The organism is Chryseobacterium sp. Leaf405, assembly GCF_001425355.1.
In the GTDB taxonomy this organism is placed as follows: Bacteria; Bacteroidota; Bacteroidia; order Flavobacteriales; family Weeksellaceae; genus Chryseobacterium.
In genome coordinates this window covers 144,683-162,266 of the sequence record NZ_LMQN01000015.1, presented here as the reverse complement: position 1 = coordinate 162,266, position 17,584 = coordinate 144,683, and the positions used below count along the sequence as shown (strand labels likewise).

The following is a 17,584-nucleotide window of genomic DNA, read 5'->3' as shown; positions in this document are numbered from 1 at the left end:
CGGGAAATCACTCCGAAAATTCTTATTTTTGCAAACGTATGAAAAGATGGTACCTCTATCCTTTTTCCCTCGGCTATCACATGGTAACGGGTATCCGAAACACGATGTATGATCTGGGAATTTTTAAATCAACGAAACTCAAAACTCCGATAATCTGTGTCGGCAACCTTTCTGTGGGCGGAAGCGGAAAATCGCCGATGGTGATGTATCTCGCACAGTTTTTATCCAAACATTACAGAACAGGGGTACTTTCCCGTGGTTATGGAAGACTGACGAAAGGCTATGCCGTGACCAATTATGAAAGTAATTACAAAATGGTGGGCGACGAGGCAATGCAGTTGTTTGAGCGTTTCAAAAACCGTTTTGTAATCGCTGTTTCGGAAGAAAGAGTTCCGGGAGCAAAAAAGGTAATAGAAGATATGGATCTTGATGTTTTGGTATTAGATGATGCGATGCAGCACAGAGCCATTAAACCGGGATTTAATATTTTGATGACCGATTTTAATGATCCTTATTTTAAAGATCATCTTTTACCTGCGGGAGATTTAAGAGAATCCAGAGCGGGAGCAAAAAGAGCAGATATCATCATGGTGAGCAAATGTCCTGATGAACTGACGGAGGAAACCAAGCAATATTATGTTTCGAGAATCAGACCGGATCGTACGCAAAAAGTTTTCTTTTCATCTATAGGATATGACGAAAATGTGTATGCAAGAGATAAAATGCTTCCCGACAACAACCTGAATTATTACGATATACTTTTAATTACAGGAATTGCCAATCCGAAACCATTGTTGACGCATCTTGCCAAGTTTTCACAGCGTGTTAAACATTTAAAATTCAGGGATCATCATAATTTTACGGAAGATGATATTAAAAAGATCGTTGCTGAATATAAAAAACTGGGCGAATATAAATTAATCTTAACGACAGAAAAAGATTACGTCCGTTTAAAAAGCTTTGACTATCTTACAGATAATTTATACTACTGGCCCATCAATGTCATTATTGATAAAAAGGAAGAATTCAATCAAATCATCTTAGATTATGTTAGAAGAAATTAAGCAGACTGCGGAGTTTATCAAAAATATTATTAAAGAAACCCCTGATTTTGCGATTGTTTTAGGTTCCGGATTGGGAAAACTTCAGGATGAGGTGGACCCCATTCACATATTAGAATATCATGAAATTCCAAACTTTCCGCAAACGACCGTTGTCGGTCATGGTGGAAAATTAATTTACGGAATTCTGGAGGGTAAAAAAGTACTGATGATGAGCGGGCGTTTTCATTACTATGAAGGTCATTCGATTGAAACAGTTGTTTTTCCGATCAGAGTTTTTCATTTGTTAGGAATTAAAAATTTAATTCTATCTAATGCTTCCGGCGGCGTAAATTCAAATTATAACGTTGCAGATATTGCGAGTATAAAAGATCAAATCAACATGATGCCGGAACATCCGCTTCGTGGCAAAAATATCGATGAATTCGGTCCTCGCTTTGTGGATATGAGCGAACCTTACAACAAAAAAATGATTGCTGTTGCCGAGCAGATTGCGCAAGAAAATAATATTAAAATTCATCAGGGAACGTATGTTGCCTTGCAGGGACCAACTTTCGAAACTCCGGCAGAATACGGAATGATAAAAGCGATCGGCGGAGATATGGTAGGAATGAGTACCGTTCCCGAAGTAATCGTTGCCAAACATATGAATATGGATGTTTTCGGAATATCCGTAATTACAGATTTGGGCGGGCCAGACATTGCTTTTGCAGTTTCTCACGAAGAAGTTTTGAATGCTGCCAATAAAGCAATGCCGAATGTAATTACCGTCGTAAAAGGTTTGGTGAAAAATTATTAAAATGAAAAAGGAATTTATCGGATTTTACAATCCTACTCAAGAAGAAACAGATAAATCTTGGAATGAAGGTATATTTTGTTTCGATGCAAATTCTATTTTAAATTTATATCGTTATTCTGAAGAGACTAGAAATGACTTTATTAGTGCTTTAAAGTCAATTAAAGAAAGAGTATTTCTTCCTTATCAAGCAGCTTTTGAATTTCATAATAATAGATTAGGTGTAATAAATGGTACTAAATCAGCTTATAAAAAAATAGAAGAGGATTATAAAGAAAATTTTGAAGTACAAATAACTAAACTTCTAAATGGATTCAAAAGACATCCTGCTCTAAAATTAGATTCAATAAAAAAATTGAATGAGGATTTCTTAGGTAAAATATCAAAGGAATTAGAAAAACAAGAAAAAACTCATCCTGATTTTGATTCAGATGATTCTATTTTATATTCAATAACTGAATTATTTGAAAATCGTATTGGCACAGATATATCTAAAGCTGAATTAATAAAAATATACGAAGAGGGTGAAAAAAGATATGCCGAAAAAATTCCACCTGGTTATATGGATCTTGCTGAAAAAAAAGACAAAGGGAAAAGAAATATTTATGGAGATTTAATAATTTGGAAAGAATTAATTGAATATACTAAAAAAGAGAAAAAACCAATCATTTTTGTTACCGATGACAGAAAAGAAGATTGGTGGACAATTGAAAAGGGTAAAACAATAAGACCCAGAGAAGAGTTAATAAAGGAATTTTATGATTTAACTGGTATTAGAATTCTAATATATAATGCAGATAGCTTTCTTCATTTTGCCAAGGAAAGAAAACTCTTACCTGAAATAACAGATAAAACATTAGAAGAAATTAAAGAGATTAGAGTGTCCGATGAAAAAACAAATTCTAAATTTTCTTATGCAATTCCTCGTAAAACAAAATATTACAGGGTAGGACCTGTCTATCCTTCAATTAAAAGAACAAATAAAAACTCAACAGTAGGAGAATTTATCAGTCATGAAGAAATTGAAAAAAAGATTTCAGAAATAATTAAAAAGAAATCGTAATTCTTATAATACTTCCAATGAAACTAATTTCATGATGAATAATAGAAATTCTCAATCTCATAAATTTTCATTAATTCATCAGAAATCAATTTCCAATTGCATTTCATTGTTTAGATTTGCATAAATGAAATTGAAAGAATGAAAAAACTACTGTTATTATTCATGATAGGAATTTTTGGTTTAGGCTGTTCTCAAGAGGTTCCGAAAGTTCTTAAAACCAATTTTTCCAAAGAAGCTTTAGCTCAAAAACTGGAAAATGAAGAAGGAAAAAGCATCACAATCCAACAAATTTTAGATCAGCATAAAGGAAAGGTTTTAGTTATTGATTTCTGGGCGGGATGGTGCAGAGATTGTCTAAAAGCACTGCCAAAAGCTAAAGAATTAGAAGAAAACAACAAAAATATTGATTTTGTATTTCTTTCATTAGACCGTTCCAAAGAAGGTTTTGATAAAAGCTTGGAAAGATTCGAAATGAAAGACAAAGAAAATTATTGGTTCGCTTCCGGCTGGAAAAACGACTTCAATAATTATGTTGATCTCAACTGGATTCCAAGATATATGGTGATCGATCAGAAATCTGCGATTGCAAAATATTATGCTATTACTCCTGAAGATCCGGAAATTCAAAGTACCATTGATCAACTTTTAAAGTAATTCAGAAGCAAATCGTTTAAGATTTTACATTAAAGTAATCCCTAAAATCTAAATCCCGCTACCTGATAAAAAATAATGAATCCATATCTTTGCGGTATGGATTTTCCTTTTCCCATCCGCAAAATAATTCATGTCGATATGGACGCATTCTATGCTTCCGTGGAGCAGCATGACGATCCGTCGTTAAAGGGAAAAGCCATTGCTGTTGGCGGACAGCATCGTGGTGTAGTCGCTGCAGCCAGTTATGAAGCAAGGAAATTCGGAGTTCGTTCTGCGATGCCCAGTAAAACAGCGAAGGAAAAATGTCCGCAACTTATTTTTGTCTCTCCCCGATTTGCACGGTATAAAGAAATTTCAAGAAAAATACGGGAGATTTTTTATGAATATACCGATTTGGTAGAACCACTTTCTTTGGATGAAGCCTATCTTGATGTTACAGAAAATAAAAAAGGAATAGAATCTGCCAACCAGATTGCAAAGGAAATCCGTCAGAAAATATTTGAAGAAACCGGATTAACCGCTTCTGCCGGAATTTCAATTAATAAATTTTTAGCAAAAGTTGCTTCCGATATCAATAAACCCAACGGACAAAAAACAATTCATCCTGAAAAAATGGAAAGTTTTCTTGAAGAACTGCCCGTCGAAAAATTCTACGGCGTAGGGAAAGTTACGGCTAATAAAATGTTTAGTTTAGGGATTTATAAAGGAAAAGATTTAAAGAAAAGATCAATTGAAGACCTTACCAGACTTTTTGGAAAATCGGGAGCGTATTATTACAATGTTGTTCGTGGAATCCATCATTCAGAAGTAAAACCTCATCGTATTCAGAAAAGTGTTGCCGTAGAAAGAACCTTTCTGGAAGATCTTTTTGACGAACAGCAAATCAATGAAAAACTAGAAAGTTTAAGTGAAGAACTTCACAACCGTTTACAGAAAAATAATATTTTAGGACGAACATTAACGCTGAAAATCAAATACAAAGATTTTTCCTTATTCACGAGAAGTATTACCAAAGAAGAATATTTTTCATCTGCTGAGCAATATTTCAAAACCGGAAAAAAACTTTGGGAGCTCCGCCCGTTCGACAAAGCGGTACGATTATTGGGACTGTCTTTATCTCACCTTAATACCGAAGAAAAAAAACAGGTTTCTGTTCAGTTAAAAATTCGGTTTGAGGAATTTGAAGATTAATTTCACTACATTGTATACACCAAATTTACTTTTACTATGAACCAGACAATGATTCAATTTTTCCATTGGTATTCCGAAGGCGAAGGAAAACTGTGGAAACACTCAGCGCAACAGGCAGAATATTTATCCGAACTCGGAATTACTTCAGTATGGTTCCCGCCCGCATACAAAGGAACAAATGGAGGATATTCGGTAGGATATGACGCCTACGATTTATTCGATTTGGGTGAATTTGATCAGAAAGGCACCATCTCCACAAAATACGGAACAAAAGACGATTACACCAACGCTATTAAAGCTTTAAAAGAAAAAAACATTCAGGTTATTGTTGATATTGTTTTAGGTCATAAAGCCGGCGGTGACGAATTAGAAACTTTTAAAGCCGTGAAAGTTGATGAAGAAAACAGAGAAAAAATAATTTCCAATGAGATAGAAATACAATCGTATACCAAATTTACATTTCCGGGACGTGAAAAAAAATATTCAGATTTTGAATGGAATTTCACCTGTTTCAGCGGCGTAGATTACGCAGAAGGAATGGATTCCCATATCTACAAAATTAAAAATGAATACGGAACCGACTGGGAAGAAATGATTGATGATGAGAAAGGAAATTATGATTATCTCATGTTTAATGATGTGGAACATAGAAATCCTTTTGTTCGGGAAGAGCTGAATGACTGGGCAAAATGGTATTTTGATCAGACAGATTTTGATGGCGTAAGATTAGATGCTTTAAAACATATCTCCTTTGATTTTTATAAAGAATGGCTCACTTTACTGCGATCCAATTCCGGAAAGAATATTTTTGCAGTTGGAGAATATTGGGCACCCGGACAATTAAATTTACTACAAAAATACATTGAAGCAACCGAAGGATGCATGAGTCTTTTCGACAGTTCGCTTCACAACAATTTTCATACGGCTTCTCATGAAGGAGGTTCTTATGATCTACGAAGAATTTTTGACGAAACTCTTACTCAGACAGATCCGCTTCACTCGGTGAGTCTGGTCGATAATCATGATACGCAACCTTTACAGGATCTGGAAGCTCCAGTTGAAGAATGGTTTAAACCGTTGGCGTATGCCTTAATTTTATTACGAGAAAACGGTTATCCTTGTGTATTTTATCCCGATTTGTACGGCGCACATTATGTAGATAAAGACAGAGAAGGCAACGATCAGGAAATATTTTTAAATAAAGTAGATGGAATTGAAGAACTTCTGAAGGTTAGAAAAGATCATGCTTATGGTATTCAGAGAGATTATTTTGAAGATGCTAATTGTTTGGGATGGGTTCGTGAAGGCGATGATGAGCATTCCGGATGTGCGGTGGTTTTAAGCAATAAAGAAGCATACGAAAAACCTATGGAAATGGGTGAAAAATATATCGGAAAGACTTTCTACGACGTTTTAGGAAGATTTGAAGATAAAATCACCATTGATGAGAACGGCTGGGGAAACTTCCCTGTTCCGGCTGGAAATGTGAGCGTTTGGCTTGCTGAGTAATTTTATATTAAAAATAGAGATCAAACATCTTGTTTGTCATTCCGTAGGAATATCGGCGTAATTTTCCACGAAAAAAAATTGCTCAGTTTTTTATGGAATGACAAATTTAATAAACTAAACTTTTCGGAGATTAAGAATTTCAGGTCTTTCAGAATCGTCCGAAATTTTCCCCGTTCTTGCAAATTCTGCCCAAAGTGCCCGCAGCTTTTTCCCATTTTCCTGAATATATTCCCACGGAACATCTTTCAATAATCCTGCAGATCTCCATTCTTTTTCATTTTCAAAAATAAATGGAAGATCGATGCAATGAGAAGCTCCGATATAGTGATTTTTTATTGTTGAATTGATTTTAAACTGATAAATATTTCCCCCACCTTCTCTATAGTTTTGGGCAAAAATATCAATCGGTTTTCCGTAGATTGATTTTGTGGTGACACTTACGATTTTATCTAAAATTTTCGAAGGTAAGTAGGTGTAAATTCCTTTTTCCGCAGTTTTTACATAGAATGCGGTTTCATCATTATTGTAGCCAATTAAAACATCATATTTCCTGGCATTTTCTTTCCATTTTGGAAGACTTTCTTCTTCTCTGCACAAAGGAGCATAGCCGTATTGAGTACAAAAAGGCATAGCCGTTTTTAAACCATATTTCCTGAAAGAAGGTAAAAAATTGACATACTGATCAACCATTTTCGACGGATCAGTTTCATCTTTCAAAAATTGTGTCTTTTGAAAAAAATCGGCGGACATTGCTGTTCTTTTAATCCTAAAACCCAAAGGTGCACTTTGAATAATCACTCTCTGAAATAAATTGTCTGCTCCTTCTGAGATCATCAGATGTGCAATTGCATCGCCACCGGAAGATTGACCGAAAAGCGTAATATTTTCAGGATTTCCACCAAAACTCTGGATATTTTTCTGAATCCATTTCAAAGATTCGATAATATCAAACAAACCCAAATTGGCAGGTCGATCTTGGTCACCTCCCAAAAATCCAAAAAGCCCCAAACGATACGTAACTGCGACAACAATAATATTTTGTTCTTTTACCCAAACCGTCGGATCAGAAGTTGGCAAATCTCCACCTCCGATCTCATACGAGCCACCATGAATCCAGACGACGACAGGAAGTTTTTCATTTTCATTATAGTTTTCAGGACGGGTAATGGTAAGAAATTGCGGTGATTCATCAGAAATAAATTGATTAATATCTGTCTTTCCAATCAATCTGTCTAAAAATGGACTTACATGTTGCGGACAGACAGGAATTTTATCTACAATCTCAGAATCTGCTGTTTCCAAAAGAACAGGTTTTTTGAAACGTTCTGAACGGGCGTAACGAATATTTCTTGCCCGGATCACTCCATTTTCTTTTAATCCTAAAATTTTACCAAAAGGAGTTTCAAAAGTATGGGTTCCAATGTTTTGCTGTGTCGTCATTTGGTGGATTTAAATTTATTTACACATACAATGTGCAAATTTTGTTTCTTAGTTATTCATTTAAAATTTAGTTTAAAGCTTTATATTCACTTGGTGAAACCCCCACTTTGCTTTTGAATAATCTTGTAAAATGCTGAGGATATTTGAAACCTAAATCATAAGAAATTTCACTGATGGATTTTGTAGGATCGGAAATCTGATCTTTGGCAACATCGATCAATTTATTATGAATATATTCCTGAGCCGAAATCCCGAGTTCTTTTTTCATCAGATCACCGAAATAATTCGCTGAAAAATTAAGCTGTTCCGCAAAATAATTGACCATTGGTAAGCCGATATTTTTTGGCTTTTCAGATTGTAAATATTCATCCAATAAATGATCAAACTTACCGATAAATCCCTGATTGATATGATCTCTGGTAATAAACTGACGATCATAAAAACGCATGCAATAATTCAAAAACAATTCGACATTATTGACAATTAATGACTTGCTATGTTTATCGATTGCCTGCCCAAGTTCATGTTTAATATTTTTGAAACACTCCAAAATAATTTCTCTTTCTTTTTCGGAAAGGTGTAGGGCTTCATGAACTTCATACGAGAAGAAATTATAATCTTTTATATTCTTGCCGAGATTGGTTCCTTTCAGTAAATCCGGATGAAAAATTAAAGCAAAACCCGCCGGCTGAATGTAAGTGTCTGCATTGTAAATTCCGTAGGTTTGCCCTGGGGCAATAAAAACTAATGTCCCTTCCTGATAATCATAGCTGTGTTTTCCGTACTGCATATCTCCGCACATCACATCTTTTAAAAAAACGGTATAAAAACCAAAAGTTCTTTTAAACTGACAAATAGGATCGGATTTAGAAAAATCAATCACACTTACCAACGGATGCATGGTCTCATGATTCAACATTTTATTGTATTCTGAAACGCTATTGTAAATTTCAATACCCTGATTTTCCATGAAGTCTATTTTTATTGACATTCAAAATTACCACTTTCCAAGCGGACATTTTACAGTGTCGGTAAAATTGGTAAATCTTTCTGTAATTTGTATAAGTATCATTACATTTAAACTATCGATTTTTGTAACCATAAAATCTGGAATTTAAAATTAAACTAAACATAAAATAAAAATGAGCACATTTACAGTAAAAGCGTACGGAGCAGAATCTAAAACTGCCGATTTACAGGAAATGAATATTGAGAGAAGAGAAGTAACGCCGAAAGATGTAGAAATTGAAATTCTATACTGCGGAGTTTGTCATTCAGATCTTCACACAGCGAGAAACGACTGGGGCGGATCGATGTATCCTGCAGTTCCCGGACACGAAATTATAGGTAGAATTGTCAGTGTAGGAAGAGAAGTTTCTAAATTTAAAGTCGGAGACTTAGCAGGTGTAGGCTGTATGGTAGATTCTTGCGGACATTGCGAAAGCTGCAAGCATGACTTAGAGCAATATTGTTTGAACGGATTTACAGGAACTTATAACGGAAAAGACAAGCATTTGGGAGGTCATACTTTTGGCGGATATTCTCAAAAAGTGGTAGTTGATGAAGGATTTGTATTAAGTATCCCTGAAAACTTAGACTTATCAGCGGTTGCACCGCTTCTTTGCGCAGGAATCACGACTTGGTCACCTTTAAGACACTGGAATGTCGGGCCGAACTCTAAAGTTGCTGTTGTAGGTTTAGGAGGTTTAGGACACATGGCAATAAAATTGGCAAAAGGTTTGGGCGCTGAAGTGACTTTATTCTCAAGAACTCCTGGAAAAACTGAAGATGCTAAGAAATTAGGTGCAGATCACGTCATAATTTCTACAGATGATTCTCAAATGAAATCTGTAACCAGTAAATTTGACTTAATCATCGATACAGTTCCTTACGATCATGATATTAATCCTTATGTTTCTACTTTGAGCATCAATGGAACTCATGTTTTGGTAGGTTTTATTGGTAAAATGGAAGAAGCTCTGTTTACACCACCAATGATTATGGGAAGAAAATCTGTTGCCGGATCAGTAATCGGAGGTATTGCCGAAACTCAGGAAATGCTTGATTTCTGCGGAAAACATAACATCGTTTCTGATATTGAATTAATTAAAATGCAGGACATTAACGAAGCGTATGAAAGAATGCTGAAAAGTGACGTAAAATACCGTTTCGTAATTGATATGCAATCATTATAAATCTTCGTCTTTTTTAATGCAAAGGCTCTTCATTTTTTGGAGAGTCTTTTTATTTACAGGTATATTTTCCGTCCATATCTTTAAAAGCCCATTCTGCCATTGCATGAATGACAGGAATTAATCCTTTTCCCGCTCCGCTCAACTCATACGTTACGTGTGGCGGAACAACAGGTTTTGCTGTTCTTATTACTAATCCATCTGTCTCTAATTGTTTTAAATGTTGTATTAACATTTTTTCTGTTACAGCAGGAATGGCACGTTTCAGTTCGCTGTATCTTTTATCGCCGCTTGACAAATGATATAAAATAATCGGTTTCCAAAATCCGCCGATTTTTTCCATTACATACGTTACCGGACAAGAATCCAATGCGTATTTTTTATTTTGCTGAATGGTTGATGCTTCTTTAATCGCTGTCATATTACATACTTTAGGGTAAGTACTTGTATAAAAGTAAGTACAAATATACCTTTGTATCAGGAATAAAAAAATATTTATCAACAAAAAAATAAAATTATTATGAAAATTATCATCACAGGCTCATTAGGAAATGTAGCGAAACCTCTTGCCCAACAATTAATCGCAGAAGGACACGATATCAAGATAATCAGCAGTAATGAATCGAAAAAGAATGAAATTGAAGCTTTAGGTGCAAAAGCAGCCATCGGCTCCATCACAGATTTAGATTTTTTAGTGAAGACTTTTGAAGGTGCTGATGCTGCCTTTTTAATGACGCCTCCTAATATGGGCGGAATTAATATTGTTCAAAACACCATTAATGCAGGTAAGAATTATGCTGAAGCCATCAAGCAGACCGGAGTTAAAAGAATCGTCATGTTAAGCAGCATCGGCGTTGAATCTCCTGTTGAAAACGGACCTATTAAAGGTCTTCATTTTATCGAAAAGTTCTATAATGACCTGGAAAATACATCTGTAACTTTTTTAAGAGCCGGATATTTCTATTTAAACTTTTTTAATGATATTCCGTTGATTAAAAATGCAGGAATTATCGGGGCGAACTTCCCTGAAACGGCTACCATTCCGTTGGTTCATCCAATCGACATTGCAAAGGCTGCCGCAAAAGAATTAGTTCAAAATTCTGAAGGTAAGAATGTGAAATATATTGTAAGTGATGTTCGTCCCGCTTCCGATTCTGCTAAAGTTTTTGGAACTGCGATTGGAAAACCAGAACTTCCATGGGTTGAATTTAAAGATGAAGATTCTCTAAACGGAATGCTTCAAGCCGGAGTTCCAAAAGAAATGGCGGAATTGTACACGGAAATGGGACTTGGAATAAGAACTGGCATTGTGCAGAAAGATTTTATTGAGCACGGTTCTGTGGTTAATGGAGAAGTGAAACTGGAGGAGTTTGCGAAGGAATTTGCGAAGGAATTTGCTGATAAGTTTAATGCTTAATCTCGATTTCATAAAAACAGTTTCGGCGAGCCTTTGGCTCGCCGAAACTGTTTTTAAACTTAATATTAAAAATTATTTCAATTTAATCTTTCTTGTTCTTCAAAATTACTTTCAATACTTTCAATTTGCCATCAATCGGCTGGTCTATTTGCAATCCTAAAATATCGGCAACCAAAGGATAAACATTGATATTGGCAAATTCATCAATTACTAAATTATTTTTAAATTCAGGTCCCCAAGCAAAGAATGTAGCTTTCATTTCAGGAACTTCTTTTGGATTATAACCATGTTTTCCGACAGAGGTTTTCTTACCTTTTTCCAGGAAAATCTTTGGAGCTTTTGGAATCAATAAAATTTGCCCGATTCTATGGTATTGATCATCTCTTGTTGCAAAGTGAAGATATTTTGGAAGTTTTTTATCCAGATATACTTCATAATCATTGGTTGTATTGGTTTTTAATTCTTTATAAACACTTTTAACTTCATCCGGATTTTTAACATATACTCTTAATAAGGTCTGAGAATTATAATAATCAAATTTATCTTTATTTAAAAGCATTGCAGGAATTTCCAGAGGAGTTTTGCCATCCACTTTAATCATTCCATGGTCTGAAACAAAGACAAAGTTTACATTTTTTAATCCCAAATCATTTACTTTTTGAACCAACTCTCCTATCGCATTATCAATTAAGTGTACAGCATCCTCTGTTTCCTTGGTATCAGGTCCGAAATGATGTCCGCTACCATCGACCTCAGGAAAATATAATGAAATAAAATGCGGTCTTTTATCTTCCGGTAATTTCAGCCAATTAATCACTTTATTCACTTTTTCAGAAGGTGAAAATTTTTCATGATAAGGATAGTAATAGGTTGGTCTTTTCCCACCAGCATCACTTGCTGAGCCAACCCACATTAAAGAAGCCGAAACCATTCCCTGTTTTTCAGCCAATGCCCAAAGCGGAGTTCCACCGTACCAACTTCCGTCTTGTGCATTTTTTCGCTCGTTCATTGCATAAGCTTCTTTTCTTTTATAATCGTAGAAAAAATTATCGATCAAACCGTGATGGGAAGGATACAATCCGGTCATTAACGTCCAATGATTCGGGAAAGTGATGCTGGGATAACTTGGAATCATTGCTTTTGCCTGAACGCCTTCGCTTGAGAATTTCAGAAGATTTTCGGCATTGTATTTATTAGCATAATCATACCGAAAACCATCTGTGGAAATCATAATTACATAAGGTTTCGTCTGCGCTTCAACGCTGTTATATCTGTTTGGAATAACGACTTGTGCGGTATCCACATTTTCTTTCTGAGCAGAAACTACCAATGAAATCATCAGTAATAAGAATTGTAATCCTTGCTTCATTATAAAATTTTCCACAAAGTTACCTCCTGTATTTCTGACTGAAAAGTTTTATAGATTAAAATAAATTTAAATATTATATACACTAAAAAATGTTCATCAATTTAACTCGATAAACATTTTTTCAACACTATCTGTTTCTATTAAATTTCAATTGAATTCGTTTCTAATTTATTAATTTTTCTTTGCTTAACAATCTGATAAACTGAGCCTATCATAAAAAGGATAAAGATGACAAGCAGTGTTTTGCCGATTAAAGGATCATTAATATCTTTAGCCAAAGGATGTCCAACCGGAATTCTGGTAAGCGTTTCGTTGACTGTGGGAAGCATCGACAGCAGAAAACTGAAAGACATGAGAAAATTCTCAAAATAACGAGCTCTATTATTACCTTCTTTTTTGCTGTGAAGAAAAAAGGCAACCGATACAAGAATCAAAATGATTAAAGAAAGTATGTGCCCCGCATTAAAACCTCCGTGCTTAGAAATTCCTAATGCAGTGAGTGAGGTGATGATTGTAAAATAAAAATAGATCTTACCGGTAATGTTGTTTAAATTAATTTTACCAAATCTGATAAAAGATATTAAAGCAGATATAATGGCAACAACGCCAATGATAGTATGGAAAATTCCTAAGTTTGATAGTCCCATTTTTAGTATTTTTTTGAATTTGTTTGTTATTAAAAATTGCGTGTTATAGGTAACACTGCAAAATTGCAACAGATTCAAAAATTGGACTTTGCAAATTGGCTCAATTATTTATCATTTTGGTTCAAACGATATTTTGTAGGAGAAATATTGTATTTGTTGGTAAAACTTCTGGTGAAATTGGCAAGATCATTAAACCCGCAATCGAAAGCAATGTCGGAAATACGTTTATTAGAGATCAAAAGCAGTTCGGCGGCTTTCTCCAGTTTTTTAGTTTTAATATAATTGGCAGGCGTATCATTATAATGTTTTGCAAATTCACGTTTGAAGGAAGAAACACTCAGATTATGATGCTGTGCCATTTCCTCAATCGTTAACTGGGAAAATAAGTGTGCTTCAACGATCTGTTTAAAAACATAAGTCGTTGGCGAAAAAAGCTGCGATAATATAACCTGTATTGCTTGTACATTCCGTGTCTGAGAAAGTAAAAGTATAATTTCTTTTAATTTCAACACCAAAATTTCTTCGTTTACCAAAGATGGATTTTCAAAATAAAACAGTAATCCTTCAATATATTTCTGAATTAAGAAATCATTGTTTATTTGTTCAATTGATTTATTTGAAATGATATTTTTCTCTGATTTAAGCAAGAAAGGCAATTCTTTATCATAAATTTTTACAAGTATATCCGGATGAAAATTAATAATAAGAATTTCATTATTGTTTCCTAAATTTTCATTACTTATCTGCTTATCAGATTGTATACAGTTCTGAAATAAAGAATGTTTTGTCGGAAGATCTTTTTTCTCATCATCCAGCCTGTACTGCATCTCACCCTCGAGCATATATAAAAAGCAGGCATTATCCGTGATAGGAAAATCAAATGTAAAAGGTGATTTTAAAACCAATTTGTGCAATAAAGGTTTCCCAAATAAGTCATATTGTTTATGGTCAATGATCATATCTTTTAATTTTGAGGTTGACTTTTTAAATCTTATGGAAAAAGATTAAAACGTGAATAAATTTATTGAAATATTTTAAACTAATAAAAATCCTGAAAACATAAGCTTTCAGGATCATAATTATTCAGGATTTGTGCTATTATTTATTCTTTAATTAATTGCTCAAAAGAAGTAGACCCGTCTTTTAATGCAATTTCCAAATAATAATTTCCAGATTTCAAATCAGAGATATTGATGCTTTCACTTTCCATTTTTACAGATTTTACTTTTCTTCCTGTAGATTCGTAAATATCAACTGACTTGATTTTATCCACATTCTTGAAACTTACCATTTCTTTGGCAGGATTTGGATAAAGAATTACCTTTTTGTTTTCCGTTACATCAACTTCATCCGTTGCCAAAACAGATCCCATGGTCAGAGTTGCATATCCACGATTGCTTCCACTATGCTGAGAAATTGTTGTTGAATTACCTCTAGCGAAGAAAATACCGATAGTTCCTGCAGCATTTGCAATAGAAGTATCCCCAGCTCCTCCATTTAAAGATCTTGTTGCAACAACGGTTCTGATTCCTCCAGAAGTAGTGTTTGATGTTACTGTCCAATCTTGAGATGCATCAGCAGTAGGTGATAATCCTATTCCGTTAAAAGTATAATCTCTGTTTGCAGTAGCATTATAAATAAATCCGTCTGCACCATTTGCCATTCCGCTATTTCCAAAGCCGATTCCAAGATAAGACGAGTCAGCACCAGTTAAGGTAAGCGTAACTTGTGTTGGCGAGGTTAACAATTTCACAGTCATTCCGGTAGATCCTAAATTCACTGTTCCCGACGAGAAAAACTGAGCTCCCAAAGAAGTTGCAAGAGCAATTGATGTTAATAGTAGAAGTTTTTTCATATTTTTAATTTTTAAGTAGGTTAATGATTTCTTTATTGTTTGTTTGTAAGGCATATTCGAAAGGAGTTTTTCCTTCTGTGTCTTTTATAGATTGGTCTGCCTTGTATTGAAGTAATAATTCTGTTAATTCTTTATTCCCGAATTTCACTGCCCAGAATAAAGGAGTAGATCCTGTAGCATCTTTGATATTGGGATCGGCATTTTTCTTAAGTAAATGCTCTACCAAAACCTTATTATATTTTACAGAAAGTCCCGCTAAAGCTGTTCCTTCCTGACTTTTATAATTGACATCTTTTACATGATCAATCAAAAATTCAGCCACTTCCACATTGCCTTTATAGCAAGCTAAAATCAATGGTGAGAAGCCGTTTTCATTGGTTCGGTTGATAATATCCGGGTTCTGTTTCATCAGATCTTCTACCTCAGCTACAGTTCCGCTTCTTGCAATATCAAAAATAGATTTTGCTTTTTCCTGAGCATTAATTACTGTAACGCTCAGAAAAACAGTCATTAAAACAATCAGTTTTTTCATTGTTTTGATAAAACATAGTTATACTGAATATTCACTGTTTCTGCCACTTTTTTAGACACCATTTTTGGTATTGTCACTTTGTGATCTGCTGACTTTACGACAAATCCCCCAGTCATATAAATTTTACCGTCTTTAGCATAGATTGTTGCCTGTGACGTATAAGCTTTATCAACTCCATGAAAGTTTAAAGTTCCCTGAACTGTGTATTTCTGAGGTGATGTAGATAATTTAGTTTTATCAAAATTTACAATTTTACCTTTGAAAGTTGCTTTCGGATATTTTGCCGTTTCCACATAACTTTCGTTGAAATGTTCTTCCATTAATTTTGTTTTAAAATGAAAGTTTTTAACAACAGAAACTGAAGCGAAATCTCCATTATCCGAATTGATAACAGCCACATTGTTGTCATCCTGTGCAAAAACGTCTTCAAATAAAGGTACAGACGCTTCGAACGTTACTTTTCCTGTTTTAGCAACATATTTTTGAGCAAAAACAAGGTTGGTAAAAAATAATGCTACAATAAATAATACTAGCTTTTTCATATTCATTCTTTTAATTTTCGAGAAGCCCGTCGGCTTTCCATTTGGTGATAATATTAATTTGTGCCGGAGATAAACTTCCTCCCTGAGGCATTTTTAAAGGATCTCCGTTGGCTCTTCCAATTCTGTCGATGATGTTATCGATATTATTCTTCACTTGAGTATAATTCGTTAAAGCCTGAGCACCCGGTGAATGGCAGCTGACACAATTGGCGTCAATAATAGGCTTCACATCGTTGGTAAAAGTTACAACCTGTGTAATGGGAGTATTGTCTGAGATTTCTTCGTAGGTTCTACTTTCACAGGCAACGAATACGACTGCCGATGAAATGATATACATAAACTTTTTCATAATTAAAATACTCTGTAAAGATTAAACCCAAAGAAAATCTGTCCTTTTTCCCACTTTCCGGCGGCATTTGTCAAATAACCAATATCTGAATTCAATTGAGAATTTGAAAATAAAAGCTGGAAAATGTGTCCTCCAGTTTCTACGTCCATCCCTAATGAAAGAGGATTTTTGTAGAAACTGTGATTGTCGAAATTCACAAAATATTCTGCATTAATGGAAATTCTTTTTGAAATCTTGTAGCGACCTCCCAAACCTGTCAGAAATTGATTTTTGTCTTCAATTAAAGGTTCATATAAATTTTTGTGAACATACGACGGCGTTAACTGTAAAGAAAAATCATCACTGAATCTTCTGGAAATCAAAGCCTGTGTAAGATAAGAAAGTCTGTCGCCAAACTGCAGATGTGGATAATTGTCTTTTTTCAGATCTGTATTTAATGCCATAACATTGTACCCGACAACATCTACAGGAAAACTGTCATTTTGTTTAAGCAATTTATACTTTACAGCGCCTTCAAAAGTTTTAAGATTGGTTTCTCTGGAAAGGCTTACAGAAATCCCGTCTGTCACACCATAGATAACACCCAATTTGGTAGAAGCATCATCTAATCCGAAGAAATCTTTGAATCCTTTGCTTACGTCGCCGAAACGGTGGGCTACAACAATGTACCATTCGTTTTTGGCAGAAAGCTTTGTGGATTGTCCCGTTACGATCTGCAGTGCTTTAAAAGCCGGCTGCGAAGTTTCGGTGTTTTTAGTTTGAATAGTATCAATATCTTTCAGCAGATCTTCCTGTGAAAAGGCAAATCCTGAGATTAACATTGATAAAAGTAAGAAAGTTTTTGTCATGCACTTTTATTATTAAAAATTGTATGACAAACTTATAGACTTATCAGTTTAAAATCGTGTGATAAAAGTCACAGAGCACATAGTTTCTATCAATAACAGCTATTACTCTCTTAAAACTT

19 protein-coding genes are annotated in these 17,584 nt (G+C 34.5%); 8 read left to right on the top strand and 11 right to left on the bottom strand.

Translation table 11 applies throughout. The annotated features are described in order from the left end of the window. The first annotated feature begins 38 nt into the window (after positions 1–38). The 6 genes from lpxK to ASG22_RS10530 all read left to right on the top strand — a co-directional run bounded on the left by lpxK (position 39) and on the right by ASG22_RS10530 (position 6,274). The gene (gene lpxK, locus ASG22_RS10555) at positions 39–1,064 is read left to right on the top strand and encodes a tetraacyldisaccharide 4'-kinase (protein ID WP_055983885.1); all 1,026 of its coding nucleotides are present in this window, start codon (positions 39–41) and stop codon (positions 1,062–1,064) included. Continuing rightward, positions 1,048–1,860 (top strand): purine-nucleoside phosphorylase, encoded by an 813-nt coding sequence (locus ASG22_RS10550; RefSeq protein ID WP_055983882.1) that lies wholly within the window; start codon positions 1,048–1,050, stop codon positions 1,858–1,860. The genes lpxK and ASG22_RS10550 overlap by 17 nt, the downstream gene beginning before the upstream one ends. 1 nt (position 1,861) lies before the next feature. Next, the gene (locus tag ASG22_RS10545) at positions 1,862–2,920 is read left to right on the top strand and encodes a PIN domain-containing protein (protein ID WP_055983879.1); all 1,059 of its coding nucleotides are present in this window, start codon (positions 1,862–1,864) and stop codon (positions 2,918–2,920) included. Positions 2,921–3,058: 138 nt separating this feature from the next. Beyond that, on the top strand, positions 3,059–3,574 hold the full coding sequence (locus tag ASG22_RS10540) for a TlpA family protein disulfide reductase (protein ID WP_055983876.1): 516 nt from the start codon (positions 3,059–3,061) through the stop codon (positions 3,572–3,574). A gap of 96 nt (positions 3,575–3,670) precedes the next feature. After that, positions 3,671–4,765 carry a DNA polymerase IV gene (gene dinB, locus ASG22_RS10535; protein ID WP_055983873.1) on the top strand — a complete coding sequence of 365 codons (1,095 nt, stop codon included), beginning with the start codon at positions 3,671–3,673 and terminating at the stop codon, positions 4,763–4,765. A 36-nt stretch (positions 4,766–4,801) separates the two neighbouring features. Continuing rightward, entirely contained in the window at positions 4,802–6,274 is a 1,473-nt protein-coding gene (locus tag ASG22_RS10530; protein ID WP_055983870.1) for an alpha-amylase, read from the top strand. A gap of 114 nt (positions 6,275–6,388) precedes the next feature. On the opposite strand, the gene ASG22_RS10525 is transcribed toward ASG22_RS10530, so the two are convergent. Both ASG22_RS10525 and ASG22_RS10520 read right to left on the bottom strand, forming a co-directional pair. Beyond that, positions 6,389–7,714, bottom strand: a complete 1,326-nt coding sequence (locus tag ASG22_RS10525) for a carboxylesterase family protein (RefSeq protein ID WP_055983867.1) — start codon at positions 7,712–7,714, stop codon at positions 6,389–6,391. A gap of 67 nt (positions 7,715–7,781) precedes the next feature. Then, positions 7,782–8,684 carry a helix-turn-helix domain-containing protein gene (locus tag ASG22_RS10520; RefSeq protein ID WP_055983865.1) on the bottom strand — a complete coding sequence of 301 codons (903 nt, stop codon included), beginning with the start codon at positions 8,682–8,684 and terminating at the stop codon, positions 7,782–7,784. A 172-nt stretch (positions 8,685–8,856) separates the two neighbouring features. On the opposite strand from ASG22_RS10520, the gene ASG22_RS10515 reads away from it, so the two are divergent. Beyond that, positions 8,857–9,909, top strand: a complete 1,053-nt coding sequence (locus ASG22_RS10515) for an NAD(P)-dependent alcohol dehydrogenase (protein ID WP_082504998.1) — start codon at positions 8,857–8,859, stop codon at positions 9,907–9,909. 49 nt (positions 9,910–9,958) lie between these two features. Here the strand turns inward: ASG22_RS10515 and ASG22_RS10510 are convergent, their stop codons facing one another. Beyond that, entirely contained in the window at positions 9,959–10,327 is a 369-nt protein-coding gene (locus ASG22_RS10510) for a winged helix-turn-helix transcriptional regulator (protein ID WP_055983862.1), read from the bottom strand. Between the two features lie 99 nt (positions 10,328–10,426). On the opposite strand from ASG22_RS10510, the gene ASG22_RS10505 reads away from it, so the two are divergent. Beyond that, positions 10,427–11,323 carry an NAD(P)H-binding protein gene (locus ASG22_RS10505; RefSeq protein ID WP_055983858.1) on the top strand — a complete coding sequence of 299 codons (897 nt, stop codon included), beginning with the start codon at positions 10,427–10,429 and terminating at the stop codon, positions 11,321–11,323. Positions 11,324–11,405: 82 nt separating this feature from the next. Here the strand turns inward: ASG22_RS10505 and ASG22_RS10500 are convergent, their stop codons facing one another. The 8 genes from ASG22_RS10500 to ASG22_RS10465 all read right to left on the bottom strand — a co-directional run bounded on the left by ASG22_RS10500 (position 11,406) and on the right by ASG22_RS10465 (position 17,465). After that, positions 11,406–12,692, bottom strand: a complete 1,287-nt coding sequence (locus tag ASG22_RS10500) for an ectonucleotide pyrophosphatase/phosphodiesterase (protein ID WP_055983856.1) — start codon at positions 12,690–12,692, stop codon at positions 11,406–11,408. A gap of 140 nt (positions 12,693–12,832) precedes the next feature. Next, positions 12,833–13,339: a hypothetical protein gene (locus ASG22_RS10495; protein WP_055983853.1), complete on the bottom strand. Its 507-nt coding sequence runs from the start codon at positions 13,337–13,339 to the stop codon at positions 12,833–12,835. 104 nt (positions 13,340–13,443) lie between these two features. Further along, positions 13,444–14,298: a helix-turn-helix domain-containing protein gene (locus ASG22_RS10490; RefSeq protein ID WP_055983848.1), complete on the bottom strand. Its 855-nt coding sequence runs from the start codon at positions 14,296–14,298 to the stop codon at positions 13,444–13,446. Positions 14,299–14,441: 143 nt separating this feature from the next. Beyond that, a complete protein-coding gene (locus tag ASG22_RS10485) occupies positions 14,442–15,194 on the bottom strand; it encodes a T9SS type A sorting domain-containing protein (RefSeq protein ID WP_055986761.1) in 753 nt (250 codons plus the stop codon). A 4-nt stretch (positions 15,195–15,198) separates the two neighbouring features. Further along, positions 15,199–15,726 (bottom strand): ankyrin repeat domain-containing protein, encoded by a 528-nt coding sequence (locus ASG22_RS10480; protein ID WP_055983845.1) that lies wholly within the window; start codon positions 15,724–15,726, stop codon positions 15,199–15,201. Next, positions 15,723–16,268 carry a YceI family protein gene (locus tag ASG22_RS10475; protein ID WP_055986759.1) on the bottom strand — a complete coding sequence of 182 codons (546 nt, stop codon included), beginning with the start codon at positions 16,266–16,268 and terminating at the stop codon, positions 15,723–15,725. Before ASG22_RS10475 ends, ASG22_RS10480 begins: the two co-directional genes overlap by 4 nt. Positions 16,269–16,278: 10 nt before the next feature. Beyond that, positions 16,279–16,617, bottom strand: a complete 339-nt coding sequence (locus tag ASG22_RS10470) for a c-type cytochrome (RefSeq protein ID WP_238586898.1) — start codon at positions 16,615–16,617, stop codon at positions 16,279–16,281. Positions 16,618–16,619: 2 nt separating this feature from the next. Continuing rightward, positions 16,620–17,465: a DUF5777 family beta-barrel protein gene (locus ASG22_RS10465; protein WP_055983842.1), complete on the bottom strand. Its 846-nt coding sequence runs from the start codon at positions 17,463–17,465 to the stop codon at positions 16,620–16,622. Between the last annotated feature and the right edge of the window lie 119 nt (positions 17,466–17,584).

What these genes read in the sequence shown, in the direction of transcription:
- ASG22_RS10515 (WP_082504998.1), top strand. Translation starts at nt 8,857, where the DNA reads ATGAGCACATTTACAGTAAAAGCGTACGGAGCAGAATCTAAAACTGCC.
- ASG22_RS10525 (WP_055983867.1), bottom strand. Translation starts at nt 7,714, where the DNA reads ATGACGACACAGCAAAACATTGGAACCCATACTTTTGAAACTCCTTTT.
- ASG22_RS10530 (WP_055983870.1), top strand. Translation starts at nt 4,802, where the DNA reads ATGAACCAGACAATGATTCAATTTTTCCATTGGTATTCCGAAGGCGAA.
- ASG22_RS10465 (WP_055983842.1), bottom strand. Translation starts at nt 17,465, where the DNA reads ATGACAAAAACTTTCTTACTTTTATCAATGTTAATCTCAGGATTTGCC.
- ASG22_RS10495 (WP_055983853.1), bottom strand. Translation starts at nt 13,339, where the DNA reads ATGGGACTATCAAACTTAGGAATTTTCCATACTATCATTGGCGTTGTT.
- ASG22_RS10540 (WP_055983876.1), top strand. Translation starts at nt 3,059, where the DNA reads ATGAAAAAACTACTGTTATTATTCATGATAGGAATTTTTGGTTTAGGC.
- ASG22_RS10550 (WP_055983882.1), top strand. Translation starts at nt 1,048, where the DNA reads ATGTTAGAAGAAATTAAGCAGACTGCGGAGTTTATCAAAAATATTATT.
- ASG22_RS10500 (WP_055983856.1), bottom strand. Translation starts at nt 12,692, where the DNA reads ATGAAGCAAGGATTACAATTCTTATTACTGATGATTTCATTGGTAGTT.
- ASG22_RS10510 (WP_055983862.1), bottom strand. Translation starts at nt 10,327, where the DNA reads ATGACAGCGATTAAAGAAGCATCAACCATTCAGCAAAATAAAAAATAC.
- ASG22_RS10545 (WP_055983879.1), top strand. Translation starts at nt 1,862, where the DNA reads ATGAAAAAGGAATTTATCGGATTTTACAATCCTACTCAAGAAGAAACA.
- dinB (WP_055983873.1), top strand. Translation starts at nt 3,671, where the DNA reads ATGGATTTTCCTTTTCCCATCCGCAAAATAATTCATGTCGATATGGAC.
- lpxK (WP_055983885.1), top strand. Translation starts at nt 39, where the DNA reads ATGAAAAGATGGTACCTCTATCCTTTTTCCCTCGGCTATCACATGGTA.
- ASG22_RS10475 (WP_055986759.1), bottom strand. Translation starts at nt 16,268, where the DNA reads ATGAAAAAGCTAGTATTATTTATTGTAGCATTATTTTTTACCAACCTT.
- ASG22_RS10505 (WP_055983858.1), top strand. Translation starts at nt 10,427, where the DNA reads ATGAAAATTATCATCACAGGCTCATTAGGAAATGTAGCGAAACCTCTT.
- ASG22_RS10490 (WP_055983848.1), bottom strand. Translation starts at nt 14,298, where the DNA reads ATGATCATTGACCATAAACAATATGACTTATTTGGGAAACCTTTATTG.
- ASG22_RS10520 (WP_055983865.1), bottom strand. Translation starts at nt 8,684, where the DNA reads ATGGAAAATCAGGGTATTGAAATTTACAATAGCGTTTCAGAATACAAT.
- ASG22_RS10470 (WP_238586898.1), bottom strand. Translation starts at nt 16,617, where the DNA reads ATGAAAAAGTTTATGTATATCATTTCATCGGCAGTCGTATTCGTTGCC.
- ASG22_RS10480 (WP_055983845.1), bottom strand. Translation starts at nt 15,726, where the DNA reads ATGAAAAAACTGATTGTTTTAATGACTGTTTTTCTGAGCGTTACAGTA.
- ASG22_RS10485 (WP_055986761.1), bottom strand. Translation starts at nt 15,194, where the DNA reads ATGAAAAAACTTCTACTATTAACATCAATTGCTCTTGCAACTTCTTTG.